This window comes from uncultured Nostoc sp. (genome assembly GCF_964245575.1).
Lineage (GTDB): Bacteria > Cyanobacteriota > Cyanobacteriia > Cyanobacteriales > Nostocaceae > Nostoc.
This window is the reverse complement of record NZ_CAXTNP010000091.1, coordinates 1-26,455: the sequence shown is the minus strand read 5'-3', so window position 1 is coordinate 26,455 and position 26,455 is coordinate 1. Positions and strand designations below refer to the sequence as shown.

Genomic DNA, 26,455 nt, shown 5'->3' with positions numbered 1-26,455 from the left:
ACTCCCCACTCCCCAGTCCCCACTCCCTATTAATATTTAATATCCATGAAAATTGAGGAATTATCTGCGTTAGAAGTCAGCTTTAATCAACTGATTGAAACTCTGCTGATTAAAAAAGCCGAGAGTGAACAATTCACTGTAAAACTCAGCAGTGAAAGAAGTCAATTTACTCGTTTCAATCATGCAAAAGTGCGACAAACTGGTTGTGTTGGTGATGGTTGGATCGAACTGACTTTGATGGCAGATGAACGCAGCAGTATTCGGCAGTTTCCCTTTACTGGAAATTGGGAGGTAGATTGGCAGTTAGCATATACTGCTTTGCAGGAACTACGTGACGAACTTATTCTACTACCCATCGATCCATATCTAGTTTTGCCATCAGGAAATAATACCAGTCGAGAAATACATTCTGGGAATTTATTGGCAAATGAAGCAGTAGTACCAACTGTGCTAAAACTAGTTGCTGAATTTGATTTTACAGGGATATATGCAGGGGGAATAGTAATTAAAGCTTATGGTGATTCCAACGGTAAAAAACACTGGTTTGCTACTGATTCTTTTACATTAGATTATTCTTTATTTTCCACCTCTGGACAAGCAGTTAAGGGTACATTTGCTGGGAGTAATTGGGATATATCTGCATATATAGCTAAAATTAGCGAAGCCAAAAAGCAACTTGAATTACTTTCTCGTCCAGCTAAAGAATTACCACGGGGACAATACAAAACTTATTTTGCACCTGCTGCTGTTGCAGATTTATTAGCAATGCTTTCTTGGGGAGCAGTCAGCGAAGCTGATATCCAACAAGGAAACAGCGCTTTAGCTGCTTTATCGCGTCAAGAAAAACAACTTTCCCCAAGATTTAGTTTGAAAGAAAACTTTCAGAGAGGATTAGTGCCGCGATTTAATGAATTAGGAGAAATAGCAGCACCGGAGTTACCTGTAATAGAAAAAGGACATTTAGTAAATACGTTGGTGAATTCTCGGACTGCTAAGGAATATCAAAAAATTGCCAATGGTGCTAATGGTTCAGAGACTTTACGTGCGCCAGAAGTGACTACTGGAAATTTAGTATTTGAGCAGATTCTTCCGAGTTTAGATACCGGATTATATGTATCTAATTTGCATTACTTGAATTGGAGCGATCGCCACACTGGTAGAATCACAGGTATGACCCGTTATGCTTGTTTTTGGGTAGAAAACGGAGAAATTATCGCCCCCATTGAAAACTTACGTTTTGATGAAAGTCTCTATCGCTTCTGGGGAGAAAATTTAGTAGATTTGACCAATTTTCAAGAATTCATTCCCGAAGTCGGAACATACGAAAGTCGCCAACTTGGAGGTAGTTTAGTTCCCGGTATGTTGGTGGAAGATTTCACTTACACATTGTAAATCTATCGCACAAAGATGCAAATAAATTCTTTGTTTATTTGCACTTTTGTATTAAATTATTTTAAGATTTATACCTAATAATATTATGGACTAATTTTGGATAATTAGCTTAATTAGATATAAATTGTTGTAGCTAATTATCTTCTGACTCAAAACACCAACCTTGTATTTGTATAACTTCTTTAATTTCAGTCTCAAGTGCTTGAAAAGCAGACAAAGCCCGTAGTGGTGAAAAATCATTGATGAGTTCTGCTAATCTATGAATACATCCGTTAACCTTATCCGATGAAAATTGCTTGAGCCGCCGACCTGTTAATCCGCTAGCTTTACATAGAAGCTCATGAAGAATATCTTTAGGATCAGGTAGTTGTTCAAGTTTATGAATGTCTGGCAATTCTAATGACTGATACCCATAAGGATTTCCTGCTGCTTTCCGTAATGCTACTTCGTCAAACAAAAGCCACGCCTCTTGCATACGGACTGGAATAACACAAACAGCAGGTGGTACTTTAACACTTGCTTGAACAGCTTCTTTTAAAGCTTCTTGAATTTCTATCACACGTTTTTCACGTGATTCTCGTTCTGAATCTCGGTGAACAAACAAAAGATTGCAAGGATATAGTTCTAGGCTTTTAATAATGCGTAGTGATAGGGTTTTCGGTGGTTCACGTAAGCGTCGCAAATCCGCCCATTGTGACTGAATAGCACACTCAACTTGATTCACCTGTAATAACCAGGTAAGAACAGGCATCAATGCTTTGTCTGAACTGCCATCTGACAAGAAGGTGTAGTAAAGTTCTTTTATACCAGTTCAGCAGGAAAACCAGGAATTAATGGTTGAAGGTCATTTCTATCTACAACTCGGCGTTTCTTAATTTGTGTTACTTTGGATTGCTGATAGCTTTTTACCTCTCCATTGCTATCAGGCTCTGATTTGTCAATTACTACTGGATTCAGATAAGCAAGAAGTTTGCCTTTAGGGACAATATTGACTGCTTCTAGTTCTTTTTCTCGCCAAGTGTCAGGAAGACAACCAAAAGATACGCGCTTAAACCGTTTCCCTGAACGTACTGTTTCCTTTAATTCAGCAACTAATAAGCTATCATCAGGTACTTGCATTACTACAGAAGGAGAATGAGTGTTAATGATAACTTGGCGAAGTGGGTTATCTATACCAATAGCTTCATCAACATCAGTAGCTATATCTTGAAGTAATTTCAGTATTTTGGGAATACGCTCTGGATGAATGCCGTTTTCCGGTTCCTCTAAACACAAAAGACCTTGTGCTTGTGAGTCTAATTCCAAAACTGCCAAAGCCAAAAATCTCAGGGTTCCATCTGATAAAGCCCTAGCTGGATGTGATGTGCCATCTCTAGCAGTCACTATTAAAGTCAGAAGTTCCCGCCGTTCATCTCTGTCAATCTCTACTTTACCCACATCATCAATTAATTCTGCTAAACGATTAGCAACCTGGCTGTAAACACGTGCTTCGACCTCATTATTAGAAAGTCCATTAGTGGGATGATTTTTATTTAACCTTGCGAGATGATAGAGTGTTGCAGCTAAGTGCAAGCCATCCATGTCTAATTTTGTAGGTGCTGTAAATTCATCAGGTTGGCGTAGTGCAGAAGGTTCTAATTGAAGTAGCCGCCAAGACTGCATCTCTCTTCGCGCTAGCAAGGCTGTTGGACTCTCGGCAGCATTAGCAACAGAAAGTACTGTTCGAGGAAGATTGGCAGCTAATCGAGACAGAGGTTTCCCTTTAATACCATCTTGATGTAGCTTAATAACTGTTTTATCTTTATCCCCTTCAGTTGAAATAAATGGTGAAGTTCTTTTTCCCTTAACTGCGGATTTACGCCACCCAACACTGTGAGGAAACAATAAGTTTTTTCTAGCATCACCAAGGTTAATGTGAACTAACTCTTCTTTGATGATTTCTAGCGATCCTAAAGACCGTAAACTATGATCTGAACGGTAAGCTAGAGTGAGAGAGTAACGAAGAAAGGTAATACTAGCTTTTGCCTGTTGTCCTAAATCATCTACGCCTTCCTCCGGTACTATCATTTCTGCCTCAAATAACATTTTATCTGCATATTCATCACCAACTCGGTGAAATAAACTACGCACATCTGCTGTTCGTCCCTCTTCATCTCGCACAGATAACGCAGCATCAATTAGGGTTCGATCAGCGATCGCACTCAAAAACCTAATAGCATCAAATAAGTTAGATTTCCCGACCCCATTAGCCCCGGCTACACAGGTAAATGGCCCGAAACGGACATCAACATCGGCGAGGTTCTTAAAACCAGAAACTTTCAACCTAGTTAGCATAATATTCCTCTGTTGGCAGAAAACATTGCAAAAGTGCCAAGCAGACGTGGCTCACAAACAGAGTAGACCACCTTCTTCTAGTTTGACTGTACAACCTGAGAAATTTTGGGTCTGGTTGGATAAAACCTTTATATTCTGATACTCGCAACTAGCTCAATCAGCTGTCGCGCCTTTAGCAAACCATCTTTCTACAACCCCGTCAGCCCAAACTGGTAAATGCTAGGACTACAATTTATTTTTTCTTACCTGGAGGTGAATTGCGCTGGGTGAGGTTATCAATTTGCAATTGTTGCCGTCCGTTGGTGATAATTCGCAACATCTGCTTGAGATCCTGCTCAATATTTTCCAGGATGCCATCAGCATAAGCATCAGCACCATCTTCAATTTCTTGAGCCTGAGCGATCGCAGTTTGTCGCATTTGGTCTAACTCTTGCTGACAAGCATACCGCTTACGGTCAATCTCGGCGAGGGTTTGTTGCATTATTGCCTCACACTCTTGTTGCACTTGTCGCCGCAGTTGTTCAGCTTCCTGTTCTGCCTGGTGAATAATATCGCTTTCAGCTAAAATTTGCGCTCTTTTGGCTTGCGCGACCTCAACAACCTGCTGTCCATACTCTTCCGCTTCCAGCAGAATTTCGTCCTTTTGGTCGAGGATAGCTGCTGCTTCTTGAAAAAGCGATGGTAAAGCGAGCCGGATGTAATCAAGCTGATCCAGTAGCTTTTCTTCATCTATGAGAGTGCGTCCCGTCAGTGGAATCCTGAGACTAGAGAGAACCATTTCCTCTAGGCGGTTGAGTTCCTGCTGAATATCTATGCTTCCCTCTCCACTGAGATACTCTTGAGAGGGGGGATTGCTTCCGTTGAGATTGGGTTCAACATTGGAGAGTTCTGATTGTAGCATTGGTATATATCTAGGGCAATGTGTGGAGGAACGAGATGATCGATAGAGCCACCAAACCTTGCAATCTCTTTTACCACACTACTACTTAAAAAACTATACTCATTTGAGGTTGCGAGAAAAACTGTTTCTATTTGGGTAGAAAGAGTTTTATTGGTGTGAGCCATTTGCAGTTCCACTTCAAAATCTGACACAGCCCGTAAACCTCGCAGCAAAACTTGTGCTTGTCGCATTTGGGCATAATTGACGGTAAGACCATCAAAGCTGTCTACTTCTATATTAGGTAGATGTTGTGTAGAAAGACTGATCTGATCTAGCCGTTGTTGCACACTAAAAAGTGGCATTTTGTTGGGGTTCCGCAGTACAGCGACAATTACCCGCTCAAACAGCCGACTACCGCGCCCGATGAGGTCAAGGTGTCCCAAAGTGATGGGGTCGAAGCTACCAGGATAAATAGCAATCACAATTTTAGATATATCAAAGTTGTTTAGGTGATTATATCGAAGCTCTTTTATGTAACCTACTCAAATTTACCATCTTGCGCTCTGAGTAAGGATGCTAAACTCAATTGTTTTGCTGGTACAAGTTATGCTCAACTAGGCGTTAGGAACTATAGCGGTTCTCACTTCGGTGCAATATAGTCAGAACCTCACCTCGCATTTGAGGGAAGCGTTTGCTTCCCTCTCCGATGCTTTGGAGAGGGGTTGGGGGTGAGGTTGAACAAAACCGCTATAAACTCCTAAATATGGATGCTGGATTTCTATTTGTCTTCCCACGAGATTGTGGAGAATTTAAATACAGTTCCAGTGTTTGATACAAAATAAACTCCGTACTTAGCAAAGTGCGCGGGTAGTTAACGAACTTTTCTAGGTAATTTTTCATGGCACTGGATCTTTCCACCTTGCCCTTGGCATTTCAATTTACTTCTCCAGGACCGATTCTGGTGAAATTAGGGCCACTCAGTATCCGTTGGTATGGCTTATTGATTGCCACAGCAGTGTTAATTGGCGTCATCCTTTCCCAGGATTTGGCAAAGCGCCGTAATGTTAATCCTGAGTTGTTAGGCGATTTATTCTTTTGGTTGTTGATTGGGGCAATTCCTGGCGCACGGCTATATTACGTTTTTTTTGAGTGGTCAAAATATGCCCCAACTCCAGGAAAAATCTTTGCTATCTGGGAAGGAGGTATTGCCATTCATGGAGCAATTCTTGGTGGCGTTTTGGCTGCGTTAATCTTTGCCAAAATCAAGCAGGTTTCTTTTTGGCAACTAGCAGATTTAGTAGCGCCTTCGCTGATTTTAGGGCAAGCGATCGGGCGTTGGGGCAATTTCTTTAATTCTGAAGCTTTTGGCGATCCCACAAATTTACCCTGGAAGCTGTATATTCTACCAGATTATCGTCCTCTAGAGTATGCTAGCTTCGATTACTTCCATCCCACCTTCCTCTACGAATCTCTGTGGGATTTAACGGTGTTTGCGCTACTAATAACTTTGTTTTTCCGGTCTTTGTCCGGTAAGCCACGTTTGAAGGTAGGCACGCTGTTTCTAGTTTACTGGCCAGCGTACAGCTTAGGACGCTTGTGGATTGAAGGTTTTCGCACTGATAGCTTGATGCTGGGGCCGTTACGGATGGCGCAAGTAGTCAGTAGTCTAGGAATTTTATTTGGATTACTTGGATTAGCTTGGCTTTACTTACTCAAACGCCCTTTACCCGATGTAGTTCCTACTCCTAAGCGAGATGGAGAGATGAGGGGATGAGGGAGCAGGGCGAGCAAGGGGAGAAAGAATAACTAATGCCCAATTCCCAATGCCCAAAAAATAAAAAATGCCCCAGAATATTTTCTAGGGCTTAACCAGGGTGCATCTACCATTACTCTCTACAAAGTAAAGAGGGTAAATCCGGAAAGATACTGAGAAAATATCAAAAAAGTTTTTTGAGGGATTGCCGTGTGTTCTTCTAAAAGTGAATATACAGAAAACCTGAGTTATGAAAAAACACTATATGCTATAGAACCATCTGTGTATATTGTGGGAGCAGGCCCTGGAGATCCTGATTTATTGACGGTGAAGGCGCAGAAACTACTGGCTGTTGCTGATGTGATTTTATTTGCTGATTCTTTAGTACCCGAACAGATTTTAGAACTTTGCCGAAAAGATGCGGAGATAATTAGAACTGCGAATCAGACTTTAGAAGAGATTTTGCCGATTATGATAGATCGGGTGCGATCGCAACATAAATCTCTAGTCCGTCTCCATTCTGGCGATCCTAGTCTCTACAGCGCCATCCACGAGCAAATGCACCTCCTCGCTGAGGCAAATATTCCTTTTGAAATCATCCCAGGTATCAGCGCCTTTCAAGCCGCAGCTGCCAAACTCAAAGTAGAACTGACTGTCCCCGGTTTAGTCCAAACCATCATTTTGACGCGGATCAGTGGACGTACAGAAGTCCCCGCCACTGAAGAATTAGCCTCTCTGGCGGCACATCAGGCTAGCCTCTGCTTATATCTAAGTGCGCGTCACGTCGAAAATGCCCAAGCCAAACTACTCGAACACTATCCAGCCGAAACCCCCATTGCAATTTGCTTTCGCATCGGATGGCCCGATGAAAAAATCAAGGTTGTCCCCCTTAACGAAATGGCAGACTGCACTCATAAAGAAAAACTAATTCGCACTACACTTTATATAATCAGTCCAGCACTCTCGGCAAATAAAGGGCGATCGCGTTTATATCATCCCGAACATAGTCATCTATTTCGCTGATCTCATGACTGAAGATTGGAGATGGGCATGGGGATCGCTATAAGTCTTGGAGCGAGTGCTATTGCTGCAATAAAAAGCGGCAGTTAGAGAAATTTTGCAAGTGTTGAGAGTTTCGAGAAGTCACATCAAAGTGCCACCTCTCTCAACTGTTCAGTGTATGGTGTCTAAGGTTGTTGCAAGTAAAGCTTGTTTAGTGTCTAGTCCACTTAGCATCAGAAACAATACATACACCGCCAAATTTTTTCAAAATGGGTTGAACTGCCTCTACTAATTTAGACTCTTCTTCTGCTGTGCAAATACTCATAACATACCCATTAGTAAAGGCGTGAGTTTCTAAATCATCAGTAGCTCTACCCCTATGACCTTTGCCAATTACATTTTGAATAACCGTATATCCTGAAACACCAACTTTATCTAGAATTTTAAAAACTTTTTGTAGTTCCAAAGAGTTCGTAATTATTTCTACTTTTTTAACAATTTCCACTTAATTAAATCCCTACAATTTTAATGATATTCAAATATAAGGGAATTCCAATAATAATATTGAAAGGGAAAGTTAATGCTAATGCCATAGATATGTATAAGCTTGGATTAGCTTCCGGAACAACCATTCTCATCGCTGCTGGAACTGCTATATAAGAAGCACTAGCACAAAGAACAGCAAAGAGTAAAGCATTTCCCTGAGAAATACCTATCATCTTGGCTATAATTATACCGAAAATTGCATTAGCTACAGGCATAAATACAGAAAATGCAATTAAAAAAGAACCTGTACGCTTCAAGTCTTTAATTCTTGTGGCAGCTATTAGACCCATATCTAGTAGAAAGAATGCTAAGACTCCATAAAATATATCTTGCGTAAATGGATGTAACTTATCCCATCCCTGTTTACCTGTAAGAATGCCGACCATAACACTACCAATTAAAAGAAAAACAGAACCATTTAAAAAAGCTTCCCGTAGTACTTCACCCCAAGAAAATTCCTCTTTTCCATTTTCTGAGGTTTTAGTGAATAATCTCACAAGTAAAATTCCAACAATAATTGCTGGTGATTCCATCAATGCTAAAGCAGCTACCATGTGTCCACCAGAAGAAATATTTAGAGTTTTTAAAAAAGATTGGGCAGTAATAAAGGTGACTGCACTGATAGAACCATAAGTTGCTGAGATTGCAGCAGCATTATAAGTATCAAGTTTGAGTTTTAATATAAAAAATGAGTAGATAGGTACAGCACAAGCCATAAATATAGCAGCCAAAAGTGTAAGTGCTATTTCTGTATTAATTCCACTTTCAGTAAGCTCGTAGCCTCCTTTAAAGCCAATAGCAAGTAATAGGTAAAGAGAAAATAACTTTGGTAAGGGTTGAGGAATCTCTAAGTCTGATTTGAGAAGAATAGCCAGCATTCCTAAAAAGAAAAATAGCACTGGCGGATTCAAAATATTGGACAAAATAAGACTTGAATTCATTAATAGTAGCCCTGTTATTCGGGAACAATCCAGAAAAATAAAACACGAGGTTGCTAGGTTATTATAAATTTCTAACAACCTAGTAACTAGCAGGAGTAGCATATTACATAGCTATAAACCTGATATGAACTTTATATGTCATTGATGTGTCAATCTAATCTTTGTATTCTGTACCTCTGCGTTTTGATAAACTTAACTGTGTAATAAAATCTAAAATTCCAATTCAGTACTATGCCATTGATTAAAGTGCAAACTTCTGCATCTGCTCCTCAAAAAGCTGAAGTTGAGTCAATGCTTTTAAACCTATCAGCCAAGTTAGCGAAACATTTGGGAAAACCAGAATCCTATGTAATGACTGCTTTTGAGCCAGGAATTCCCATGACTTTTGCAGGGAATACAGACCCGGTTTGTTATATTGAAATTAAGAGCGTTGGCACGATGAAGCCAGATCAAACCGCAGCAATGAGTCAGGACTTTTGCCAGCAGATTAACCAAACTCTAGGTGTGCCGAAAAATCGAATTTATATAGAGTTTGCAGACGCTAAGGGTGCAATGTGGGGCTGGAACGGCACAACCTTTGGTTAATTTCCCATCTTCTTTGGTCAAGACTAACTCGATCTGGCAGGTGTAGGATAGAGATCCTACATCAACTCTTGATTTTTTATGTCTGCTACGCCTCTTGTATCTCAGGTTGAGTTACACAACCCAGTAAAATCAGAATTAATCCCTCCCCTTCTTGGTGCTTCTGTTGCGGAGTTAACCACTTGGGTGCAGCAGCAAGGACAACCTGCTTACAGAGCAAAGCAGCTGCATGAATGGATCTATGACAAGGGAGTGCGATCGCTAGCTGATATTTCTGTCTTCTCCAAGCAATGGCGGAAAGAAGTAGCAGAAATCCCGATTGGGCGCTCAACTTTACACTACCGCTCTGTGGCTCCCGATGGCACAGTTAAATATCTTTTACGATTAGCAGACGATCAAATTATTGAAACTGTTGGCATTCCCACCTTTGCAGAAGCCGGAGATGGGCCAAAATCCCGTTTGACAGTTTGCGTCTCTACTCAGGTGGGTTGCCCAATGGCGTGTGATTTCTGCGCTACTGGTAAAGGAGGCTATAAGCGCAACCTAGGACGGCACGAAATTGTCGATCAGGTGTTAACTGTGCAAGAAGATTTTCAGCAACGGGTTAGCAATGTCGTATTTATGGGGCTGGGTGAACCGTTGTTAAATACTGAGAATGTCCTAGCAGCGCTGAAATCCCTGAATCAAGATGTCGGTATTGGGCAGCGATCGCTTACAGTTTCTACAGTTGGTATTCGCGATCGCATCCGTCAGTTCGCGCAAAACAATTTGCAAATCACCCTCGCTGTTAGTCTCCACGCACCCAACCAAGCACTGCGGGAAAAACTCATCCCCAGCGCCCGCGCCTATCCTCTAGAAGATTTGCTGACTGAATGTCGGGAATATGTGGAAATCACTGGACGCCGCGTTACTTTTGAATATGTTCTCCTGGCTGGTGTCAACGATTTACCAGAACATGCATTGGAACTGTCAAACCGTCTGCGAGGATTCCAAAGTCATGTGAATTTGATTCCTTATAATCCTATCCAAGAAGTAGATTACAAACGCCCAAACCGTGATCGCATTCAAGCATTTGTCAACGTCCTTAAGCAACAAAATACTGCTGTTAGTGTGCGTTATTCCCGTGGTTTAGAAGCTGATGCTGCTTGTGGACAACTCAGAGCAAGTAAAAATTAAAGCTCTTGCAGTCAATTTTAGAAATAAACATGTAACCACAGATAAACCCAGATGTATCCTGAGAATTATCTCTGTTTATCTATGGTGTAAAAACCGCCTTAAATCTCTTTTTAAACCTACTCGCCGGAGATACATGGATTACGGAAATCCAGCAACCCATCTAAAAAATGTGAATGTATAATTTAATTAAGATGAATATCTAAAAAACGATATTTTTATGCAAAATCAAGATAATGCCCTGAATATTTAGAGAACGTTATGGGCTAAAGAATACAAGTGTGTTAGTGTAACCCACCAGAGGCATCGCGCAAGCCTTAACGGTGAATAAAGCATTAGCTTTAGTTAGCTTTTTCTTGCCCCTGCATTTATAGCTTTTCCTAATCAAATGAGGTACATCATAGCCTCTTTTCGAAGAGCAGGGAGGCAGTTGGGGTGGGGTTCTGTACCTATAGCAATTATAAATAATGTTGACATTTTAAGGGTTTAGCGATCGCTCAACCCAACCTATAACAATTGGGGAAATAACTGCATGTTGAATCGCTTATTAATGGTTAAAGCATGGCTACTATTGATTGTGCTTGCAAAAGCTTTGTCGATTAATTCTCCTGCCTATGCACAAATAATTCAGACGAATCCTCAGCAACCTGAGTCTTTTCAAGAAAGAATGAGACAACAACAAGAGGAGCAAACTCAGCGAACACAAGAGCAATTTAATGAAACATTGCTTCGGCAACAGTTTCAGCAACCACAGCTACAACAACAACTGAGACTACAACAGCAACAATTTACACAACAACGGCAAGAACTGATACGCCAGCAACAACTGAGACTACAACAGCAACAATTTACACAACAACGGCAAGACTTTACACGACAACAACAACTAAGAATACAACAGCAACAACTCAGACAAGATCAACAAATTAGACAACAGCAACAATTTAGATTACAACAACAGATACGACCGCAACAACTCCGACAAGAGAAGAACAACCTGTAAAATGTTCAAAATTGTTGGCAAGTAATTTTATTATTAGAAATTAGAGAAAATATTCTCTAATTTTTAATTTTTAATTCCTAGCGCTGTGCATAAATACCTGGGGCGTAAGCCTCAATCACTTTGCCAGTGCGAGTGCAGCTAATCATCAAATAGTCACAACTAGAGCACTGTGTTCGAGTTAATTGACTATCATAAATGTAATAGCGTTCAGCTTGGCAGCCGCAATTTGGGCAGTAAATTTTTTGTACTGTCTGCATTTTAAAACCCCTGGTTGTAACTATTTTTTATTTGAGAAAACTGCCAGTGAAACTAGCAAAAATTTTGATTTGAGCCAACTTAACAAACTGTCTTAATATTGGCTGATTATTTTAAACAAAATTTCAGATTTGAAAACTTTTTCATATCTTTGTATATTATCCTAACATTTAGGCGATTTTACCCTCCTACTTTAGATACATAAATTGCTTTTTAATTAAATACTGCTTAGAGATTTACTGATCCCTATGTTGAATGCCTTGAGATAGACTTATTTATAGTCATTTCAGACAAATAGAGAAAAAGCCGTTCTTGTATTCAAAAATTAAACAAGAAAAAATACTGTATATTTAGTCACAAAATATCTATGTTAAGATTTAGTTAATATTTGCTGGCAAGATTTATGAGATTAAATTGTGGTGAGCTAATTTTATTAACTGGACTTTAGACTAAGAAGCACAAAATGACTCAGGGAAACTGAGTTGAAAAAAGCAAAGTAAAAAATTAGAAAAAAGACAAATCAAGCAGGTTTCGGCTCGGCTTTACGTGAAGAGGAAGTACGCTTTTTGACGATGGGATAGCGAATTCTACGTTGCCGGGGCTGTCCTGGTTTCTAGCCAGGAGATTTACCGCGTGGTTTTGGCGGAATGGATGGAGTAGAAACCCTGACCAAAATCCCAGGTATGGCTTGTGCAACCCGTCCAGGGGTAAGTTTAGTGATCTGTTTCTGCGAAGGGAGGGGAAAGGCAATTGACGATATCACGAGCCAGCCATAACTCCCAAGTCATCAGTGGCATTAAGTTCGCATCGGTCACATTGTTGGGGAGTTGACAGTTTAGGGAGCGTCCAATGCAAGCGTTGTTTAATAAACCGATACCAATGGTCAACCGCAAAACGTCGCATGTAAAGTTTCCAAACCTCAGATAGAGGTGGCATTTCTTCACCTACAAATGCCAACCACATCGGTTTATTGACTCGTGGTGAGCAAACTTTTCAGTCTACTGAATTTATTTGAGGAATTTACGTTTTTGAACTTACCCTAGTCCCATCCCCACAAGTCGTAAAGCTCGTATCCAGAGAAATCACATTGGTTATGTCATACTTGTTTGGTTAAGACTTAAAGATCAAGCTTATAAAATAGGTCTAACTGCTTACCAACTCAAGCATGGATTACTGTCAAACTACCTGATTCAACAACTTAAACGTCCCACCGTTCCTATGTCGTTGGTCTAATTTTTAGTGGCGATCGCTTGTGACAGTTGCGTAAGTCCTGGCTACTTGACGAAACTCTTCAAGTCTGGCATAAATCATGTTGGCAGGTGAGTAATGGTAGTTCTTTTCTCACTTTCTGCCTTCATGGAGACTGTATTCAATCAGACACCCCTTTCTTGATTATTCCCCATTTAGTCTCAGCTCAGAGATAATAATTATCATTATTGTATTATTTACTTGGGGCATACATACTATATAATTGTTAAAGATCGCCGATGCTTTGAGGCTGACAAGATAATATTTTTAATCTCTAATTCCATTTGATTTGCGTTCTCTTATATCGCTTTTAGTCTAAACCCCAGTATTAAAACTAGTAAACTTCTAAAGCAACGGCTTTTTTCGCTCGCAGCAGAACTTGAAGATCCGCTCAAAATTCTCTTGGCGTGTGATTTCTGCGCCATTGGTTGGTTAGTAATCAAAACCTAACCGCCCAACTCTTGTAGGGTTGGGGAAGAGGTTCTTCCAGGATTACTAGGGATGAAATTGTCGATCAGGTTTTGACTGTACAAGAATATTTTTAGCAACGGGTTAGCAATGTATAGGACTCATATTTGATTGCGTGAAAAAAACTCAGTACACCTTTATTCCTTCTTCCCAGTCCCAAGTATTGAGTCCCCAGTCTCTACGAGTAATTCAGGAATCAAATCGGATTGCTATAGTGTTTATAAGTATGGTGAACCGTTACTAAGTACTATCAATCAGCGATCGCTAAATGTTTATACAGTTGGGATTTGCGATCGCCCCTCTAAGTTTGTAGGTTAAAGGATGCTTTATTGATGAGGATATTGTTTTGAAATATAAGTGTGACACTCCAGTATGGATTGATATCTCCTCTTTGAGATTCGTAATCAGTCAAATAAACATCTTGATTGTTCCACTGATAAATCTTTTCATGTATTTGTCCATCAGCAGAATCGATATTGTTTTCATAAATCAAGATACCATCCCAGCCTAGAATGGAACGAACTTCATCATAAGACATGCCTGTAGATATAGAATTATATAAATTTTCCCTGATTTCAGATGAGAAATTTATCTGTTGAATCTGTATAGTCTTATTAGTATTTTGATTAAATACTTTTAACATAGAGTTGATAAAGAAGGTAGGCATCTGAGTAATATAAAAAACTCTAGGGGAATAGATAAACGCAATCCATGCCAATAAAGTGACAGTTAATAATATTGAATATTTCATAAAAAAAAGAGTGGAATAACCACCCTACAATTTTCTCCCATAGTATCAAGTAGAGTAATAACTAACGAATCCCAGCGCTGCTTTCGTGGGTGCTGCTATATGAATTCGTAATAGTATTGATTGTACCCCAGACTCTAGCTGTAGTCTCTTCATAAAAACTACCATTTAGTTCAGCACCAGCTTTCTGAACAATAAAATCTTTAAAAACTTTTCCGATTTTACCATTGTTGTACTCGGTTTCAACCTTGCCATCAATGGAAATATTATTAGACGAAGAATTATAATCTTGGGTGCGAGTTGAATTGGTTACATTATCGATATTTAAATTAGTCTTTGTTCTACTTTGCTGAATTGTCCACTGGTTCAAAACAAAAGTCTCACCTGCTTTAGCAGGGCTAGCAAACAAAGTAGCAATAATAGCTAAACCGAGAACTTTTTTCATTACTTTGTCCTCATTATAAATTAGTTAGCTTTGTCAGAAAAACTAATCTTGACAAAGTAACGAAAAGAAGTACTAGGGTGGATTAATCACCCTAGAATCTTTTTAAATTGCATCAAGCACTATTAAAAATTAACGAACACCTGCGCTGGTTTCGTGAGCATCAGTATATGAGTGAGTTGTGGTATTAATAGTACCACCAAGCTTAGTCCAATTAGTTTCACTATATTTACCATATAGCTCACTACCTGCTGTATTATTGGTAAATTTATCAAAGGAAATGTCTGTACCACTAGCAGGTGTGCTGATATTAATAGCACCATCGACGTAATCCTTTTCAGCCCAAGAACCATATTTTTCGTTACGTTGAGAAAAAGTTTTAGAATCAAGTGTTAAATCGGTCTTTGTTACGCTGTTACTCCAGGAATTTTCGTCACCCACAAATGTTTCACCAGCAAAAGCAGGGGTAGCCAAGAAGGTAGCAAGAATAGCCAAACCAAGAACTTTTTTCATGAGTTTATCCTCGTTGTGAATTAGTTGTCTTTTTCAGTCTCATTTTTAGGTAATTCTTGAGACTGGAACCTGGGAAGTTTGTTAGGTTCATTTGTATTAGTTCTGTTTATAGCAACCCCTTTACAGACAGCAGAAATAGTAGGAAAGCTGTCGGGGCTTAGTTGGATACCAGCACTGATTAATTCAGCACAGGCACGAGCATTGATAATCTCTACATCATATTGAGTCTTACGAGAAATAGTTTCAGCCATTTGTTTACAAGTACTCCCTAAGCTTCCACCCAAAGGGAAAACTATAGAAGCATTCATAGCATAAGAGGCATTGTTAGATAAACTAATCCCATCATAGGAACTCAAAGAAGTTCCTAATATTAAAGATGGCCGTGGACACACAACGTTTATTCCAGCTACTCCTTGAATCTTATAAGTGGCCGATTCACCAAGGTTGTAAACTCCTGTTTGATTAATTGCAGCAGAGTTCCGTTGTTGATTATCAAGAGTCTGCTCTTGATTAGGCTGAGATTGAGAATTAACAGAGTTAGTGACAGACTGTGCTTGGGCTTCGAGATTTATGCTAACTACTCCGAGTAGACATAATAAGGAATGGTTAGTAAATAGTCGTAGAGCTTTTTTAAACATTTGAAGTTTTTTAGATATTGCAAAGTAAGGGTGTTAAGAGTCATGGATTAAGTAACTTGGCAGAATCAAACCAAACTAAGAAAGATAAATTCAATAAAAATTGTCTTTCTTCTTGCCTCCTACCTCCTACCTCTTACTTCCTGCCTTATCCCAACAACAAATTTTTACGCTGACCTACTTGGTTTACTAATTGGGTGTTTTACCTCATTAATACAAGTAGTATCTGCCACTTTATTTCCTCTTGAAACTGTTGAGGTTTCTGAACTTGTGCTGTTCGTTATTCATCATGAATTAATATTCTCAACGATACCAAAAAAACGCGAGGGGGTTTTTGTGGGGTTAAGTGGGAAAATGGTAAAAGTTAATATTGATAAAGTAAATATAAAATTAGCTCTAAATAAAAAGATAGTAAGTAAAAATTTTAAAGAAATGATAATAAAAAATTAAAGATAAAATAAAGCTTAAATAAAATCTTTGAAAACTTATTCAATCAAAGCGAATTTGTTAAAGTTAAAAGAAACTTACTCCAAAATTAGTTAATACCTTGTATGATGATAAATACTTAGATTAAAAATATTTCAAATCATCTCAAGTTAATAAATTTTATATGACAGAAAAAGACTCATGATACAGAGCAACTAAATTTATTTATGGTTACTGAGCGACTTGCCTTGAGCGAAGTCGAAAGGAGCCGAAGTATGGGGATTATTAATTTTGAATTTTGAGGAGCGTACTCATACAAAGAAGCAAGCTACGCGCAGAAGCTTGCTGAAGGGTCTTGTAAAGAAGCGACGTGACTCCTATTTGGCTTTTGAAAAAACGTCCTACTCCTCCACCTCTCTTCTCTCGTGTTCCCTGTCTTCACGAGTAAGTTGATAAATCAAATCAGATTGCTATATCAACTATTAACAATTCAAAATTACTGTGTGCCTTGTCGCAGCTTCTCACGTTACTTGCTACAACGGGAGGCAATGTCCGACTTGTTCGCACAGCGTCTTTGAGAGGAGAAGGAACTGTCGTAAGAACCCCCCTTTGGGTTCACCAGTCGCCTACGGCGGGAAACCCGCCTACAGCGCTGGATTCACCGCAACGCAGTGGTTCCCTTTGGGATAAAGGGTTTTAAATCCTTTAATTTCCGATAATTAAGCATCTACATAAAATTCATCAAATTAGTTTGACGTATGAACATCCAAGAGTTATTAACTATCGCGGATAAAGTGGTATCGAAATCATCTGGCAGACACTTGACTGATTTACAAAGTGATTTGTTAAAAGCATCTTCTGAGAATCAAACATACGAACAGTTTGCCAACGATCGCGGCTACTGCCTCGATTATATAAAGAAGGATGTAGGGTCTGCGTTATGGCAATTGCTATCTCAAGCATTAGGAGAGAAAGTTACAAAAAAGAACTTTCGGCAAGCGTTAGAACGATATCAACAGGCTGAAAAATTTGTGACTTATGACGAAAAAGAAAAACAGCAATATTTTGGTATCTACCTGATGTTTTGGCTTTTTAGGGAAGCACAGAAGAATTCGACAACCTTTGAGAATCTATGCTACAGCCTAGATGCCGAGTAATACTGCTGTCTTGGAATTCAAAACTTCAAATACTTATGTCAGATGCTTTTCACTCATATCAAGAAGGATGAAAATAATCGTAAATTTCTTGAGCCAAACGCGGGCCGATTCCTGGAACCTCTGCAAGTTGTGTGGGTGCTGCTTGCCGAATATAATCAACTGAGCGAAAATGCCCTAGTAGCTGCTTTTGTCGATGATGTCCTAAGCCAGGAATTTCATCTAAACGCGATCGCTTCAATTTATCACTGCGTTGCTGACGATGAAAAGTCACTGCAAACCGATGCGCTTCATCTCGCAACCGCCGCAACAACTGCACCCCTGATTGTTCTGAATCAGTTGTTAAGGGTTTAGATTCTCCCGGTAAAAAAATCTCTTCTCGCTGCTTCGCCAGACTAACAACTCGCAAGTCTTCTAATAAATTCATCTCTTGTAAAACGGCGACAACTGATGATAATTGACCTTTACCGCCATCGATCATGATTAAATCAGGCCAATCTGGATTACCCAAACGTGCCAACTGGGGATCGTCGCCATACTTACGGAACCGTCGCCCAATAACTTCAGCAAGACTAGCAAAATCATCTGAATGTCCCGCCGTCACTGTGGGATTTTTAATTTTGTAGTGGCGATAGTGCTGTTTGGCGGGTAAACCGTCGATAAACACGACTTGTGAAGCTACTGCATTTGACCCTTGAATATGGGAAATGTCATAACCTTCGATGCGGTGGGGTACATCTGGTAAATCAAGAATGGCTGCTAAATCTTGCATTGCTTGGTCGTTGCGATCGCCTAATTTCTGCATTCTTTGCAATTCATACTGGGCATTTCGCTCTACCATCTCAATTAATTCTGCCTTAGTTTGCCGTAAAGGAGTCAAGATTGTGACTTTTTTCCCTTTACGTTGAGTTAAGACATCCGCCAATATCTCGCTATCTGGTAAATCATGCTGTACCAAAATTTCTAAAGGTATTTCCACTGAGTCAGCAGTTTGGTAATGTTCCTCTAAAGCTCGTTGTAAAATAGCTCCCGGTTCTGCGTGAGCATCCGCCACAAAGGCCAAGCGTCCTACCAATTGTCCAGCGCGAATCTGGAATAGTTGAATGCAGGCGTATTCTTCATTGGCTGCCAGTGCGATCACATCCCGCGAAACTGTATCATCTGGTAAGGAAACTTTTTGATTGGCTGTCAGCGACTTTAACCCAGAAATTTGGTCGCGAATTCGCGCTGCTGACTCAAAGTTCAGCGCCTCAGCTGCTGCGTTCATTTGTTGAGTCAAAATATCAATCAGTTCCTGAGTTCGCCCTTGGAAGACCATCGCTATTTTTTGCACAATTTTGCGATATTCTTCTGGTGAAATCATCTGTTGACACACACCCGGACAACGCCCTAAATCATAATTTAAGCAAGGACGGTCTTTAAAAAGTGGTTGAGGTCGTTGTCGCTGTGGAAAGATGCGCTTGCACAGGCGGACAATTTCTCGCAATAAACCAGCATCAGTGTAAGGCCCGTAAAATTTATCCTTTTCTTTGCCGAATTGGCGTTTACGGGTGATAAAAATTCGCGGATAATCTTCTGACCAAGTGATGCAGAGATAAGGATATTTTTTATCATCTTTGAGCAGTACATTAAAGTATGGCTGGTGCTGCTTGATCAAATTCGCTTCTAGCGCTAAAGCTTCGGCTTCAGTATCAGTGACGATGAATTCAATTTCTGTCACCAACTTCACCATCGTGGCGATGCGTTCACTCTTGTTGTAGCCATCCCGGAAATAGGAACGGACACGCGATCGCAACTTACGTGATTTACCTATATATATAATGCGATCGCTACTGTCCCGCATGAAATAAACCCCCGGTTCCGGTGGAATTTCGGCTAGACGATTTTCCAGTCGTTCTGGCTCTTTAACCAGTGGTAATATTTGAGTAGATATTGTCACAACCAAAATTAGCTAATCTTTCTCTATTTTAAGAACAATTATTTTTTCGTGCCGATTTAAGAAAGTATTTATCAAGTAAATGTAAAGTAGCTAGGTTTTTAGTCTGCACATAGAGAAGTATGTAAGCGCTTCTGCTGCTTCTTGCAGGCTGCCTTAGTTTCCGACCTAGCACAGTGCGTAAATCCAGCTACTATCTCAATTAACAAGACTTGGGGCAAAATCCCCTTGTTAAAGGTAGACAACACTACTGATAGTGGTTCATGTCGTTAAATTTGATTAGTTGGTTTGTGATCAAAACCCTGTAGACACGCTATTAGCGCAGTGGTACGTTAGCATAGCCAGGCTTTGCCCAGTCCAATTTCGCGTCTTTTTGGAGTTGTCAGAATAAAAACTTGGCTTTTTGAATTTATAATTAGCATTTGAAAATCAACAGTTATTTGTTATTACAAAATTGTTTTTTCTAAAAATTATTTGCTTTTATTCATCTGGCTAAATTTATATTTTAGTATTGCTTATATAAAAATTAGACAAAATTTATTCTTAAACAAGATTTTTGGGTTTTATTTGAACTGATAATATTAAGCGATTTAACGGATTTATTAAGTTAAATTTACGAATATCATTAGAAATATAGCCATTACAATAATTTCAGGCAATAGTTGAACCATGAATCTGCAAGAGTTTGAAGGCCAATACCGGGAAGCTATGGCTGAAACCCTCAATGATCTGCAAACAGCAGTTTTGTTGTTAGCGCAATTACAACATAAAATTTCAAAAATTGGCAGTTCTGTGCAACATATTAGTGAGCGAGTTGAAGAGTTCATTGCAGACCAAAAAGCTGAATAAAGGCACGCCCAGTAGAAAAGTTTATTTGTGGCAGCAAGTCAACTCTTCTTCAATTGTAAGTATAAGATCCTTGAGTTTTAGAGGTTTGACAAAATAGCGGCGTGCGCCCAAACTCATAGCTAGTTCTTGATCGGCTTTAAAAGCAAAAGCTGAAACCACAATAATAGGTATTTTTGACAAATCAGGTTTTTGCTGGACTTGTTTTAAGAGCGAATAACCGTCAAGATCCGGCAATTTCAAGTCTAATAACATTAAATCTGGCTGAAATTTCTCTATAGTCGAGAAAAAAGCAGAGCCTTCTGATAAGCTTTCGACATTGTACCCAGAGTAAATTAGATAGTCACTCAGTAACAATCTATTGAGATAATGGTCTTCGACTAACAAAATTCGTCTAACTTGGTGTGACCGCAATGGCTGATCTATATTGAATAATTGTGCTGTCATTGCTACCTATGTATGCAAATATTTTTAGCAACAGTATAACCCAATACGCTTGGGTTAAGAAGAATAGTAGGTTGGGTTGAGCTTAAGCGTTACCCAACAAACCCTTGATAATGTTGGGTTTCGTTCCTCAACCCAAGCGTATTGGAGTATAACCTAGAAGACTAAATCATTAATTTTATCCCCAATTACACTGATACCGCGAGTACTGTGCGCGTTCTAAAAAATAATTCAAGAATTTTAAATTCAGTATAATACGGTCATTGCTAGGCACGCAAAAATGTGCATCACTACAACTAGTGCGCGTGTTCCATTTATAGACTTTGGCACAAAAAATCCTTAGGGTTTAGTTTGAGAAGAAATTCAATGAAGGAACTGGGCAATTCTTTCCACAGCAGTTTCTAACAAAAGTGGCTCATGCACTAAGGCAAAGCGGACATATCCTTCTCCTGATTTACCAAAGCCCGCACCTGGAGAAGCTGCTACACCAGTTTGTTTGACTAGCTGGGTACAAAATTCTATGGAGTTTTGACTCCAAGGTGAGGGCAATTTTGCCCAGATGTACATTGTGGCCTGGGGAGTAGGAACATTCCAGCCAATGCGGTGTAAAGCAGTGATGAAAGCATCACGGCGCTGCTGGAAGGTAGCAACAGCAGATTTTACCCCAACTTGAGGGCCAGTTAGGGCAGCGATCGCACCATTCAAAATCCCCCGATACTGATTAAAATCAACGGCGGCTTTTACCTGCCGTAAGGCGTTAATTAACTCGGCATTACCAATAGCATAGCCAATGCGGAAGCCGCCCATATTGTAGGACTTGGAAAGAGTGAAAAATTCAATCGAGACGCTTTTCTCTGGATCAGCTTGCAGAATTGAAGGGACTAGGGACTGGGTATTGGGGATTGGGGAAAGGGATGAATTGATTACCCAGTCCCCAGTCCCTAGTAAAGAGTCCCCAATGTCCTCAAATACTAAATCTACGTAGGGGAAATCGTGAACCAGGACGAGATTGTGTTGCTGACAGAAGGCGACAGCTTCAAGGAAGAATGATATTGGAGCGATCGCAGCAGTGGGATTATGAGGATAACTTAATACCATCATCCGCGACTGGGCCAAGACTGGGGCGGGAATATCAGCAAACACAGGTAAAAAATCGCTTTCGGCCCGTAGTGGCATTGGGTAGATTTGACCACTAGCTAGGTAGACTCCCCCCGCATGGGAGGGATAACCTGGATCGAGCAACAGCGCGAAATCTCCTGGATTGAGTATTGCTAGGGGTAAATGGGCTGTCCCTTCTTGAGAACCAATTAGAGGTAGTACCTCAGTTTGAGGATCGACTTTGATGCCAAATTTTTGTTCGTACCAGTTGGCTGCGGCTTCGCGAAACCCAAGAGTTCCGTTAAACAACAGATAGCCGTGGGTACTGCGATCGTGGAGAGACTGGGCGATCGCCTCGATGACATGTGCTTCGGCTGGTAAATCAGAAGACCCCAACGACAAATCAATTACCTCTCGTCCAGCTGCCAAAGCGATCGCCTTGGCTCTGTCCATATCAGCAAATACATTAGATTGCAGGGGTTGTAAACGCTTTGCAAATTGCATGTTAATCATTAATCATTAGTCATTAGTCAAGAGTTGAGCCAGTGCGGTCTTCTCCCATTCGTGAGAGGCTAGCGCCTTCTCTACAAGACGCTATGCGAGAGCGCAACGTCTCGTAGATAAGGGGGTTTCCTCCATGAGTGAATGGCGTTAGCGTCGGCACGAGCCTCACCCGTGAGGGTCATTAGTCATTTGCTATGGACTATGAACTATTGATTAATTACTATTTAAGTGCTTATCTAAGAGTTCGAGTAATTTATCTTTGCCGATGACTCCCTCGGTCGATATCAAAACTTCCTGCCCAAGAAATAGTCTGAGGGCCGGTACACCTTCCACTTGGTACTGCTTAACAGTGAGTGGGTTGGGGTCAATTTCCATTTTAACGACTTTGAGGCGATCGCTATATTTGGTAGCAGCTGAGTTAATCAGGGGCGACATCAATTGACAAGGCCCACACCAGGAAGCCCAAAAGTAAACTAATACAGACTGTTCAGCTTTTAATACTTCTGTTTCAAACTCAGCATCAGTTATGGTGATTACAGCCTTACTCATTGCAGTCTCCATCAGGTGGCGATCAAAGTTGGCACACACAATACTTTATCCCAAAGTAGTCAATAGTCCATAGTCAATAATTTATAGTAATTTTGACTGTTAACTATTGACTCATGACGTAAAATCCCACAGCTAACAGGTGTGGGACTAGCTCAAATAAGTTTTATACCAATTTTACAATTGATCCAATTGCTTGCGTAGAGAATCCAACTCGGCATCAACCACTTCATTAGATTTAGGAGCAGTGGTTTCTTGTTGCGGTGGCAGTTGCGCTTGATTTTGTGGAGTGGCGGGTGGTAGCATTTGCGCTTTTAAAGCTGCCAATTCATCATCAACATCGCTACTACCTTCCAATTGGGCAAATTGGCTTTCTAAATCGGCACCCGCCAACTCTCCTGCTGCCTGGGCCCGGGATTCTTGCATCAAGACCTTTTCTTCCATCCGCTCGAAGGCAGACATTGCACTGCTGGTATTCATCCCACGCACCATGCCTTGGAGTTGCTCTTGGGCTTTGGCAGTGGTGATCCGAGCTTTGAGCATTTCTTTCTTGGTTTTAGCTTCAGAAATCTTGCTTTCCAGCTGGATTAAGTTGCGCTTGAGGGTTTCAACTTGAGTGCTTTGGGTATCCAAACTAGCTTTGAGGGCGGTGCTGGTGTCAGTATAAGTTTTTTTGCGCTCTAAAGCTTGTCGTGCTAGGTTTTCATCACCTTTTTGCAGCGCTAGTTGGGCATTGCGTTGCCACTTATTGATTTCATTTTGGGCATCATTATACTGTTTCTCACTGCGTTTTTGGGAGGCGATCGCCTGGGCTACTCCCTGACGCAGCTGCACCAAGTCTTCCTGCATTTCCAGGATGGCTTGTTCTAGCATTTTTTCGGGGTCTTCGGCTTTGTTAACCAGGTCATTGAGGTTAGAACTAACTACTCGCTTAATGCGATCGAATAATCCCATAACTTTGTTTTTCCTTGTGTGGTTTACGCTTTTTCTTGGAAAGTTAACTTTTTTACTTTTTAATAGCTACCTATTTCAATGTAATCTTTCCGGTTTGAATCAGTACCTTCTAACAACTCTTAATTGTTAAGATATCTCCAAAGTGGGGTAATTAGCCGAACTTCAATCCTGAGTTTTAGGTAACTGCTGTTGAGGAGGCTGCACTGTCTTCTGGTTCTCCTGAGTGAGGAGATTGTTGTGCTGTATGTTTTCTGCCCCGTTTAAAACTTGTACCTTCATCGCTGCCAATTCAGCATCTACATTACTAGTAGATTCCAAGGAAGTAAATTGTGTTTCCAAGTCGTCGCTACTGAGTTGAGCTATTGCTTCTGATTTAGCTTCTATTTGCGAAACTTTTTCTTCCATGCGCTCAAAGGCACTCAGACTGCTGGTGGCAGAAACTCCACCAAGCATTTCCTGGAGGCGATAAGATGCTTCAGCAGAACGGGCGCGAGCAATATACATATCTTTTTTTGTTTTCGCCTCAGAAATTTTTAACTCTAGCGATCGCATATCCTTTTTTAGCCTAGCGACTATCTCATTTTGCTGCTCTATCTGGGAAAAGAGGGCTGTAGCGGTTTCTTTATAGGCTTGGCGCTTAGTCAAAGCTTCCCGTGCTAGAGGTTCGCTGCCTTGTTGCAGGGCTAATTGGGCGCGGCGATACCATTCTTCTGTTCGAGACTGGGCGGCGGCGGCCTGCCGTTCGGTGCGTTTTTGGGTAGCGATCGCTTGTGCTACACCCTGCCGCAACCGCACCAGATTTTCCTGCATCTCTAGAACAGTTTGCTCCAGAATCTTTTCTGGATCTTCTGCACCACCGATTAAACTATTGAGATTAGCTCGAATCACCCGCAGGATACCCTTGATTAATGCCATGTCGGCTCTCCATTCACCAAAACCCAGTAATGAGTGCTGTTAGCGGTAGCGGGGCGTTTAGCCCGTGCTGAGTGCTCATAACTCAGGACTGTTATCTCATGGTATCGTAGATTTTTGCAACTTATGGTTGCTGAACCCGTGCCTTGATTCCCCTTGCCTGTAACAATTTCAGATGTTGTTGTACTTGATCTTTAGTCTTAAAAGCACCCAAATAAATCAATTCTTTATTGGGTGATAAATAAGCATCGGGAATTACTTGCCGTGCTGAGGCAAAAGCTGCGCCTTTATTATCTATCACTACATGATAAAACCCATCTGTTGCTAGTTTGATTTCTGTATCCGGCTTGGGTGAGGCTTTTGCCGTTGAAGTGGGAGGCAAATTTAGGGGAGGCAAGGGCTGTACTGTCGGTATCGGTGCTAAAGCGATCGGATTTGTCGGTTTTAGGGCTGTGTTGGTTTCAGGCAATGCCCGTTGAGGATTTACGGGGTTTTGAGGAACGACTGGATTAGGCACTACTGCCAGAGTTGGTTGGACTTTGGGTTTTAAGCCAACTACATCATTGGGGTCTCTCACCTCAGGAAACTCTTGGGCAGCTAGATTGGGATACTTGGGTATAGATGTGCTTGGTGGCTCGATCTGAGGTTGGACACTACTTCCGACTTCCTGAGTATTTTCTGGCGCAGGAGACGAGTTCCCGTTAAACAACTTGCCTAAATTCCATTCTGGCAAGCTTTTAGGATTGAACACTACATAGCCCAATGTAAGACTCGCTAACAATAGCAGCAACATTGAGCCGATACCCAAAGGTGATAGTAGACTATCGCTAGAATTGTTTGGTTTCTTGGTTTCTGGTTGTTCTTCTGTCAGACTTCGCAGCAGTGCTTCACTAGATTCTAAATAGTCATCTGGATGCTTGGGGGTGTCATTTGGCTGCAAGAGGTTTTCGCTCTTAGTATCTTTAATGATTGCTGGCACGATGCTGCTACTAAAGTTCGGCGGTGGCGGCGGAAGTTGAGTTTGTGTTTTAGCAGAATCTGAGGTGGAGGGCACATTGAGATTATTTAGTTCCTCAATTTGTGCCATAGCTGACGCTGGGTTCTTTTGAGAATTCACAGCTAGAGAAGATGTCGGTGGTACGTCAATTTTTGCCGTAGCTGGCGCTGAAGTTCCCTGAAGATTCACGGGTACAGATGTAGGCGGCACGTTAGGTTTAATTTCCGTTACTGATGACTGAGTTGTGCCTGATGTTGCAGGGATGGCAGTTAACGGCTGAGATTGACTGCTCATGTAAGTTGCAACACGAGGCTGCTTTGATGCCACCAAACCAGTTCGCGTGCGTCGGTATCGAGCTAACTCTTGATCTAGCGGCACTTCTAAACTCGCTAGCGCTGCTGCTAGTGCTGGTTTCAACCCAGGTGTTTTAGACGATTGAGTACCGGAATCATTCAGGGGGTTTTGAGTCATTGCCTCTGTGCCTCAAACGTAGATTGCTGGAATTAACTTTAGATATATTTGTGACAATAGTAGCGAAAATTATTTAAATAGATAGATTGGGGATTGGGAATTGGGCATGGGGCACTTGTACTGAGTTTACGGTGAGCGCAGTCGAACTGCGACTTGCCTTGAGCAACTTGTACTGAGCGTAGTCGAAGTAAGTCGAAAGGAGCCGAAGTATTGGGGATTAGTTATTCTTTCTCCCTCATTTCCCCCACTCCC

General features: G+C 40.9%; 27 protein-coding genes. 8 read left to right on the top strand and 19 right to left on the bottom strand.

The features are described 5' to 3' along the window. Positions 1 to 45 precede the first annotated feature (45 nt). Positions 46 to 1,392: a TldD/PmbA family protein gene (locus ACFFAP_RS16385; protein WP_375512197.1), complete on the top strand. Its 1,347-nt coding sequence runs from the start codon at positions 46 to 48 to the stop codon at positions 1,390 to 1,392. A 133-nt stretch (positions 1,393 to 1,525) separates the two neighbouring features. Here ACFFAP_RS16385 and ACFFAP_RS16380 read toward each other — a convergent pair whose 3' ends face one another. The 4 genes from ACFFAP_RS16380 to coaD all read right to left on the bottom strand — a co-directional run bounded on the left by ACFFAP_RS16380 (position 1,526) and on the right by coaD (position 5,088). Continuing rightward, the gene (locus tag ACFFAP_RS16380; protein WP_375512196.1) at positions 1,526 to 2,143 is read right to left on the bottom strand and encodes a hypothetical protein; all 618 of its coding nucleotides are present in this window, start codon (positions 2,141 to 2,143) and stop codon (positions 1,526 to 1,528) included. A 50-nt stretch (positions 2,144 to 2,193) separates the two neighbouring features. Further along, a complete protein-coding gene (locus ACFFAP_RS16375) occupies positions 2,194 to 3,726 on the bottom strand; it encodes an AAA family ATPase (protein WP_375512195.1) in 1,533 nt (510 codons plus the stop codon). A gap of 232 nt (positions 3,727 to 3,958) precedes the next feature. After that, a complete protein-coding gene (locus tag ACFFAP_RS16370) occupies positions 3,959 to 4,627 on the bottom strand; it encodes a DivIVA domain-containing protein (protein ID WP_375512194.1) in 669 nt (222 codons plus the stop codon). After that, a complete protein-coding gene (gene coaD, locus ACFFAP_RS16365) occupies positions 4,537 to 5,088 on the bottom strand; it encodes a pantetheine-phosphate adenylyltransferase (RefSeq protein WP_375512193.1) in 552 nt (183 codons plus the stop codon). The genes ACFFAP_RS16370 and coaD overlap by 91 nt, the downstream gene beginning before the upstream one ends. Before the next feature lie 416 nt (positions 5,089 to 5,504). Between coaD and lgt the strand changes: the two genes are divergently transcribed. Both lgt and cobM read left to right on the top strand, forming a co-directional pair. Next, the gene (gene lgt, locus ACFFAP_RS16360; RefSeq protein ID WP_375512192.1) at positions 5,505 to 6,380 is read left to right on the top strand and encodes a prolipoprotein diacylglyceryl transferase; all 876 of its coding nucleotides are present in this window, start codon (positions 5,505 to 5,507) and stop codon (positions 6,378 to 6,380) included. Between the two features lie 222 nt (positions 6,381 to 6,602). After that, positions 6,603 to 7,382 (top strand): precorrin-4 C(11)-methyltransferase, encoded by a 780-nt coding sequence (cobM, locus tag ACFFAP_RS16355; RefSeq protein ID WP_375512198.1) that lies wholly within the window; start codon positions 6,603 to 6,605, stop codon positions 7,380 to 7,382. Between the two features lie 190 nt (positions 7,383 to 7,572). Here cobM and ACFFAP_RS16350 read toward each other — a convergent pair whose 3' ends face one another. Then, positions 7,573 to 7,866, bottom strand: a complete 294-nt coding sequence (locus tag ACFFAP_RS16350; RefSeq protein WP_375512191.1) for a P-II family nitrogen regulator — start codon at positions 7,864 to 7,866, stop codon at positions 7,573 to 7,575. 4 nt (positions 7,867 to 7,870) lie between these two features. Beyond that, positions 7,871 to 8,848 (bottom strand): sodium-dependent bicarbonate transport family permease, encoded by a 978-nt coding sequence (locus tag ACFFAP_RS16345; protein WP_375512190.1) that lies wholly within the window; start codon positions 8,846 to 8,848, stop codon positions 7,871 to 7,873. 231 nt (positions 8,849 to 9,079) lie between these two features. Here ACFFAP_RS16345 and ACFFAP_RS16340 point away from each other — a divergent pair, with 231 nt between their 5' ends. From ACFFAP_RS16340 to ACFFAP_RS16330, 3 genes are all read left to right on the top strand, one after another. Beyond that, positions 9,080 to 9,433, top strand: a complete 354-nt coding sequence (locus ACFFAP_RS16340; RefSeq protein ID WP_375512189.1) for a phenylpyruvate tautomerase MIF-related protein — start codon at positions 9,080 to 9,082, stop codon at positions 9,431 to 9,433. A gap of 78 nt (positions 9,434 to 9,511) precedes the next feature. Beyond that, complete coding sequence (rlmN, locus tag ACFFAP_RS16335; RefSeq protein WP_375512188.1) at positions 9,512 to 10,606, top strand: 23S rRNA (adenine(2503)-C(2))-methyltransferase RlmN; 1,095 nt, start codon at positions 9,512 to 9,514, stop codon at positions 10,604 to 10,606. 529 nt (positions 10,607 to 11,135) lie between these two features. Then, positions 11,136 to 11,606 carry a hypothetical protein gene (locus ACFFAP_RS16330; protein WP_375512187.1) on the top strand — a complete coding sequence of 157 codons (471 nt, stop codon included), beginning with the start codon at positions 11,136 to 11,138 and terminating at the stop codon, positions 11,604 to 11,606. 77 nt (positions 11,607 to 11,683) lie between these two features. Here the strand turns inward: ACFFAP_RS16330 and ACFFAP_RS16325 are convergent, their stop codons facing one another. The 6 genes from ACFFAP_RS16325 to ACFFAP_RS16300 form a co-directional block, all read right to left on the bottom strand. After that, positions 11,684 to 11,863, bottom strand: coding sequence for a replication restart DNA helicase PriA (locus tag ACFFAP_RS16325; RefSeq protein WP_375512186.1), 180 nt, complete (start codon positions 11,861 to 11,863; stop codon positions 11,684 to 11,686). Positions 11,864 to 12,620: 757 nt separating this feature from the next. Beyond that, on the bottom strand, positions 12,621 to 12,824 hold the full coding sequence (locus tag ACFFAP_RS16320; protein WP_375512185.1) for a hypothetical protein: 204 nt from the start codon (positions 12,822 to 12,824) through the stop codon (positions 12,621 to 12,623). Between the two features lie 1,054 nt (positions 12,825 to 13,878). After that, positions 13,879 to 14,295 (bottom strand): hypothetical protein, encoded by a 417-nt coding sequence (locus ACFFAP_RS16315; protein WP_375512184.1) that lies wholly within the window; start codon positions 14,293 to 14,295, stop codon positions 13,879 to 13,881. Between the two features lie 94 nt (positions 14,296 to 14,389). Continuing rightward, the gene (locus ACFFAP_RS16310; RefSeq protein ID WP_375512183.1) at positions 14,390 to 14,770 is read right to left on the bottom strand and encodes a hypothetical protein; all 381 of its coding nucleotides are present in this window, start codon (positions 14,768 to 14,770) and stop codon (positions 14,390 to 14,392) included. Between the two features lie 129 nt (positions 14,771 to 14,899). Next, a complete protein-coding gene (locus ACFFAP_RS16305; protein ID WP_375512182.1) occupies positions 14,900 to 15,280 on the bottom strand; it encodes a hypothetical protein in 381 nt (126 codons plus the stop codon). Between the two features lie 20 nt (positions 15,281 to 15,300). Continuing rightward, positions 15,301 to 15,918, bottom strand: coding sequence for a hypothetical protein (locus tag ACFFAP_RS16300; protein ID WP_375512181.1), 618 nt, complete (start codon positions 15,916 to 15,918; stop codon positions 15,301 to 15,303). 1,181 nt (positions 15,919 to 17,099) lie between these two features. Here ACFFAP_RS16300 and ACFFAP_RS16295 point away from each other — a divergent pair. Next, positions 17,100 to 17,498, top strand: coding sequence for a hypothetical protein (locus ACFFAP_RS16295; protein ID WP_375512180.1), 399 nt, complete (start codon positions 17,100 to 17,102; stop codon positions 17,496 to 17,498). Positions 17,499 to 17,556: 58 nt separating this feature from the next. Here the strand turns inward: ACFFAP_RS16295 and uvrC are convergent, their stop codons facing one another. Continuing rightward, positions 17,557 to 19,434 (bottom strand): excinuclease ABC subunit UvrC, encoded by a 1,878-nt coding sequence (gene uvrC, locus ACFFAP_RS16290; RefSeq protein WP_375512179.1) that lies wholly within the window; start codon positions 19,432 to 19,434, stop codon positions 17,557 to 17,559. 666 nt (positions 19,435 to 20,100) lie between these two features. Here uvrC and ACFFAP_RS16285 point away from each other — a divergent pair. Next, complete coding sequence (locus tag ACFFAP_RS16285; RefSeq protein ID WP_375512178.1) at positions 20,101 to 20,280, top strand: hypothetical protein; 180 nt, start codon at positions 20,101 to 20,103, stop codon at positions 20,278 to 20,280. Between the two features lie 21 nt (positions 20,281 to 20,301). Here the strand turns inward: ACFFAP_RS16285 and ACFFAP_RS16280 are convergent, their stop codons facing one another. The 6 genes from ACFFAP_RS16280 to ACFFAP_RS16255 all read right to left on the bottom strand — a co-directional run bounded on the left by ACFFAP_RS16280 (position 20,302) and on the right by ACFFAP_RS16255 (position 26,203). Continuing rightward, a complete protein-coding gene (locus ACFFAP_RS16280; RefSeq protein WP_375512177.1) occupies positions 20,302 to 20,724 on the bottom strand; it encodes a response regulator in 423 nt (140 codons plus the stop codon). 360 nt (positions 20,725 to 21,084) lie between these two features. Continuing rightward, a complete protein-coding gene (locus ACFFAP_RS16275) occupies positions 21,085 to 22,323 on the bottom strand; it encodes an LL-diaminopimelate aminotransferase (protein ID WP_375512176.1) in 1,239 nt (412 codons plus the stop codon). Between the two features lie 213 nt (positions 22,324 to 22,536). Continuing rightward, positions 22,537 to 22,872 (bottom strand): thioredoxin family protein, encoded by a 336-nt coding sequence (locus ACFFAP_RS16270; protein ID WP_375512175.1) that lies wholly within the window; start codon positions 22,870 to 22,872, stop codon positions 22,537 to 22,539. A 174-nt stretch (positions 22,873 to 23,046) separates the two neighbouring features. Then, positions 23,047 to 23,823 (bottom strand): PspA/IM30 family protein, encoded by a 777-nt coding sequence (locus tag ACFFAP_RS16265; RefSeq protein WP_375512174.1) that lies wholly within the window; start codon positions 23,821 to 23,823, stop codon positions 23,047 to 23,049. A gap of 162 nt (positions 23,824 to 23,985) precedes the next feature. Next, positions 23,986 to 24,738 (bottom strand): PspA/IM30 family protein, encoded by a 753-nt coding sequence (locus tag ACFFAP_RS16260; RefSeq protein WP_375512173.1) that lies wholly within the window; start codon positions 24,736 to 24,738, stop codon positions 23,986 to 23,988. Positions 24,739 to 24,859: 121 nt separating this feature from the next. Next, positions 24,860 to 26,203 (bottom strand): hypothetical protein, encoded by a 1,344-nt coding sequence (locus ACFFAP_RS16255; RefSeq protein ID WP_375512172.1) that lies wholly within the window; start codon positions 26,201 to 26,203, stop codon positions 24,860 to 24,862. Between the last annotated feature and the right edge of the window lie 252 nt (positions 26,204 to 26,455).

Bases quoted from the DNA above. Each gene is read 5' to 3' on its own strand.
- ACFFAP_RS16385 (WP_375512197.1), top strand. From the start codon at position 46: ATGAAAATTGAGGAATTATCTGCGTTAGAAGTCAGCTTTAATCAACTG.
- ACFFAP_RS16380 (WP_375512196.1), bottom strand. From the start codon at position 2,143: ATGCCTGTTCTTACCTGGTTATTACAGGTGAATCAAGTTGAGTGTGCT.
- ACFFAP_RS16375 (WP_375512195.1), bottom strand. From the start codon at position 3,726: ATGCTAACTAGGTTGAAAGTTTCTGGTTTTAAGAACCTCGCCGATGTT.
- ACFFAP_RS16370 (WP_375512194.1), bottom strand. From the start codon at position 4,627: ATGCTACAATCAGAACTCTCCAATGTTGAACCCAATCTCAACGGAAGC.
- lgt (WP_375512192.1), top strand. From the start codon at position 5,505: ATGGCACTGGATCTTTCCACCTTGCCCTTGGCATTTCAATTTACTTCT.
- ACFFAP_RS16345 (WP_375512190.1), bottom strand. From the start codon at position 8,848: ATGAATTCAAGTCTTATTTTGTCCAATATTTTGAATCCGCCAGTGCTA.
- ACFFAP_RS16340 (WP_375512189.1), top strand. From the start codon at position 9,080: ATGCCATTGATTAAAGTGCAAACTTCTGCATCTGCTCCTCAAAAAGCT.
- rlmN (WP_375512188.1), top strand. From the start codon at position 9,512: ATGTCTGCTACGCCTCTTGTATCTCAGGTTGAGTTACACAACCCAGTA.
- ACFFAP_RS16330 (WP_375512187.1), top strand. From the start codon at position 11,136: ATGTTGAATCGCTTATTAATGGTTAAAGCATGGCTACTATTGATTGTG.
- ACFFAP_RS16325 (WP_375512186.1), bottom strand. From the start codon at position 11,863: ATGCAGACAGTACAAAAAATTTACTGCCCAAATTGCGGCTGCCAAGCT.
- ACFFAP_RS16320 (WP_375512185.1), bottom strand. From the start codon at position 12,824: ATGTGGTTGGCATTTGTAGGTGAAGAAATGCCACCTCTATCTGAGGTT.
- ACFFAP_RS16310 (WP_375512183.1), bottom strand. From the start codon at position 14,770: ATGAAAAAAGTTCTCGGTTTAGCTATTATTGCTACTTTGTTTGCTAGC.
- ACFFAP_RS16305 (WP_375512182.1), bottom strand. From the start codon at position 15,280: ATGAAAAAAGTTCTTGGTTTGGCTATTCTTGCTACCTTCTTGGCTACC.
- ACFFAP_RS16300 (WP_375512181.1), bottom strand. From the start codon at position 15,918: ATGTTTAAAAAAGCTCTACGACTATTTACTAACCATTCCTTATTATGT.
- ACFFAP_RS16295 (WP_375512180.1), top strand. From the start codon at position 17,100: ATGAACATCCAAGAGTTATTAACTATCGCGGATAAAGTGGTATCGAAA.
- ACFFAP_RS16285 (WP_375512178.1), top strand. From the start codon at position 20,101: ATGAATCTGCAAGAGTTTGAAGGCCAATACCGGGAAGCTATGGCTGAA.
- ACFFAP_RS16280 (WP_375512177.1), bottom strand. From the start codon at position 20,724: ATGACAGCACAATTATTCAATATAGATCAGCCATTGCGGTCACACCAA.
- ACFFAP_RS16275 (WP_375512176.1), bottom strand. From the start codon at position 22,323: ATGCAATTTGCAAAGCGTTTACAACCCCTGCAATCTAATGTATTTGCT.
- ACFFAP_RS16270 (WP_375512175.1), bottom strand. From the start codon at position 22,872: ATGAGTAAGGCTGTAATCACCATAACTGATGCTGAGTTTGAAACAGAA.
- ACFFAP_RS16265 (WP_375512174.1), bottom strand. From the start codon at position 23,823: ATGGGATTATTCGATCGCATTAAGCGAGTAGTTAGTTCTAACCTCAAT.
- ACFFAP_RS16260 (WP_375512173.1), bottom strand. From the start codon at position 24,738: ATGGCATTAATCAAGGGTATCCTGCGGGTGATTCGAGCTAATCTCAAT.
- ACFFAP_RS16255 (WP_375512172.1), bottom strand. From the start codon at position 26,203: ATGACTCAAAACCCCCTGAATGATTCCGGTACTCAATCGTCTAAAACA.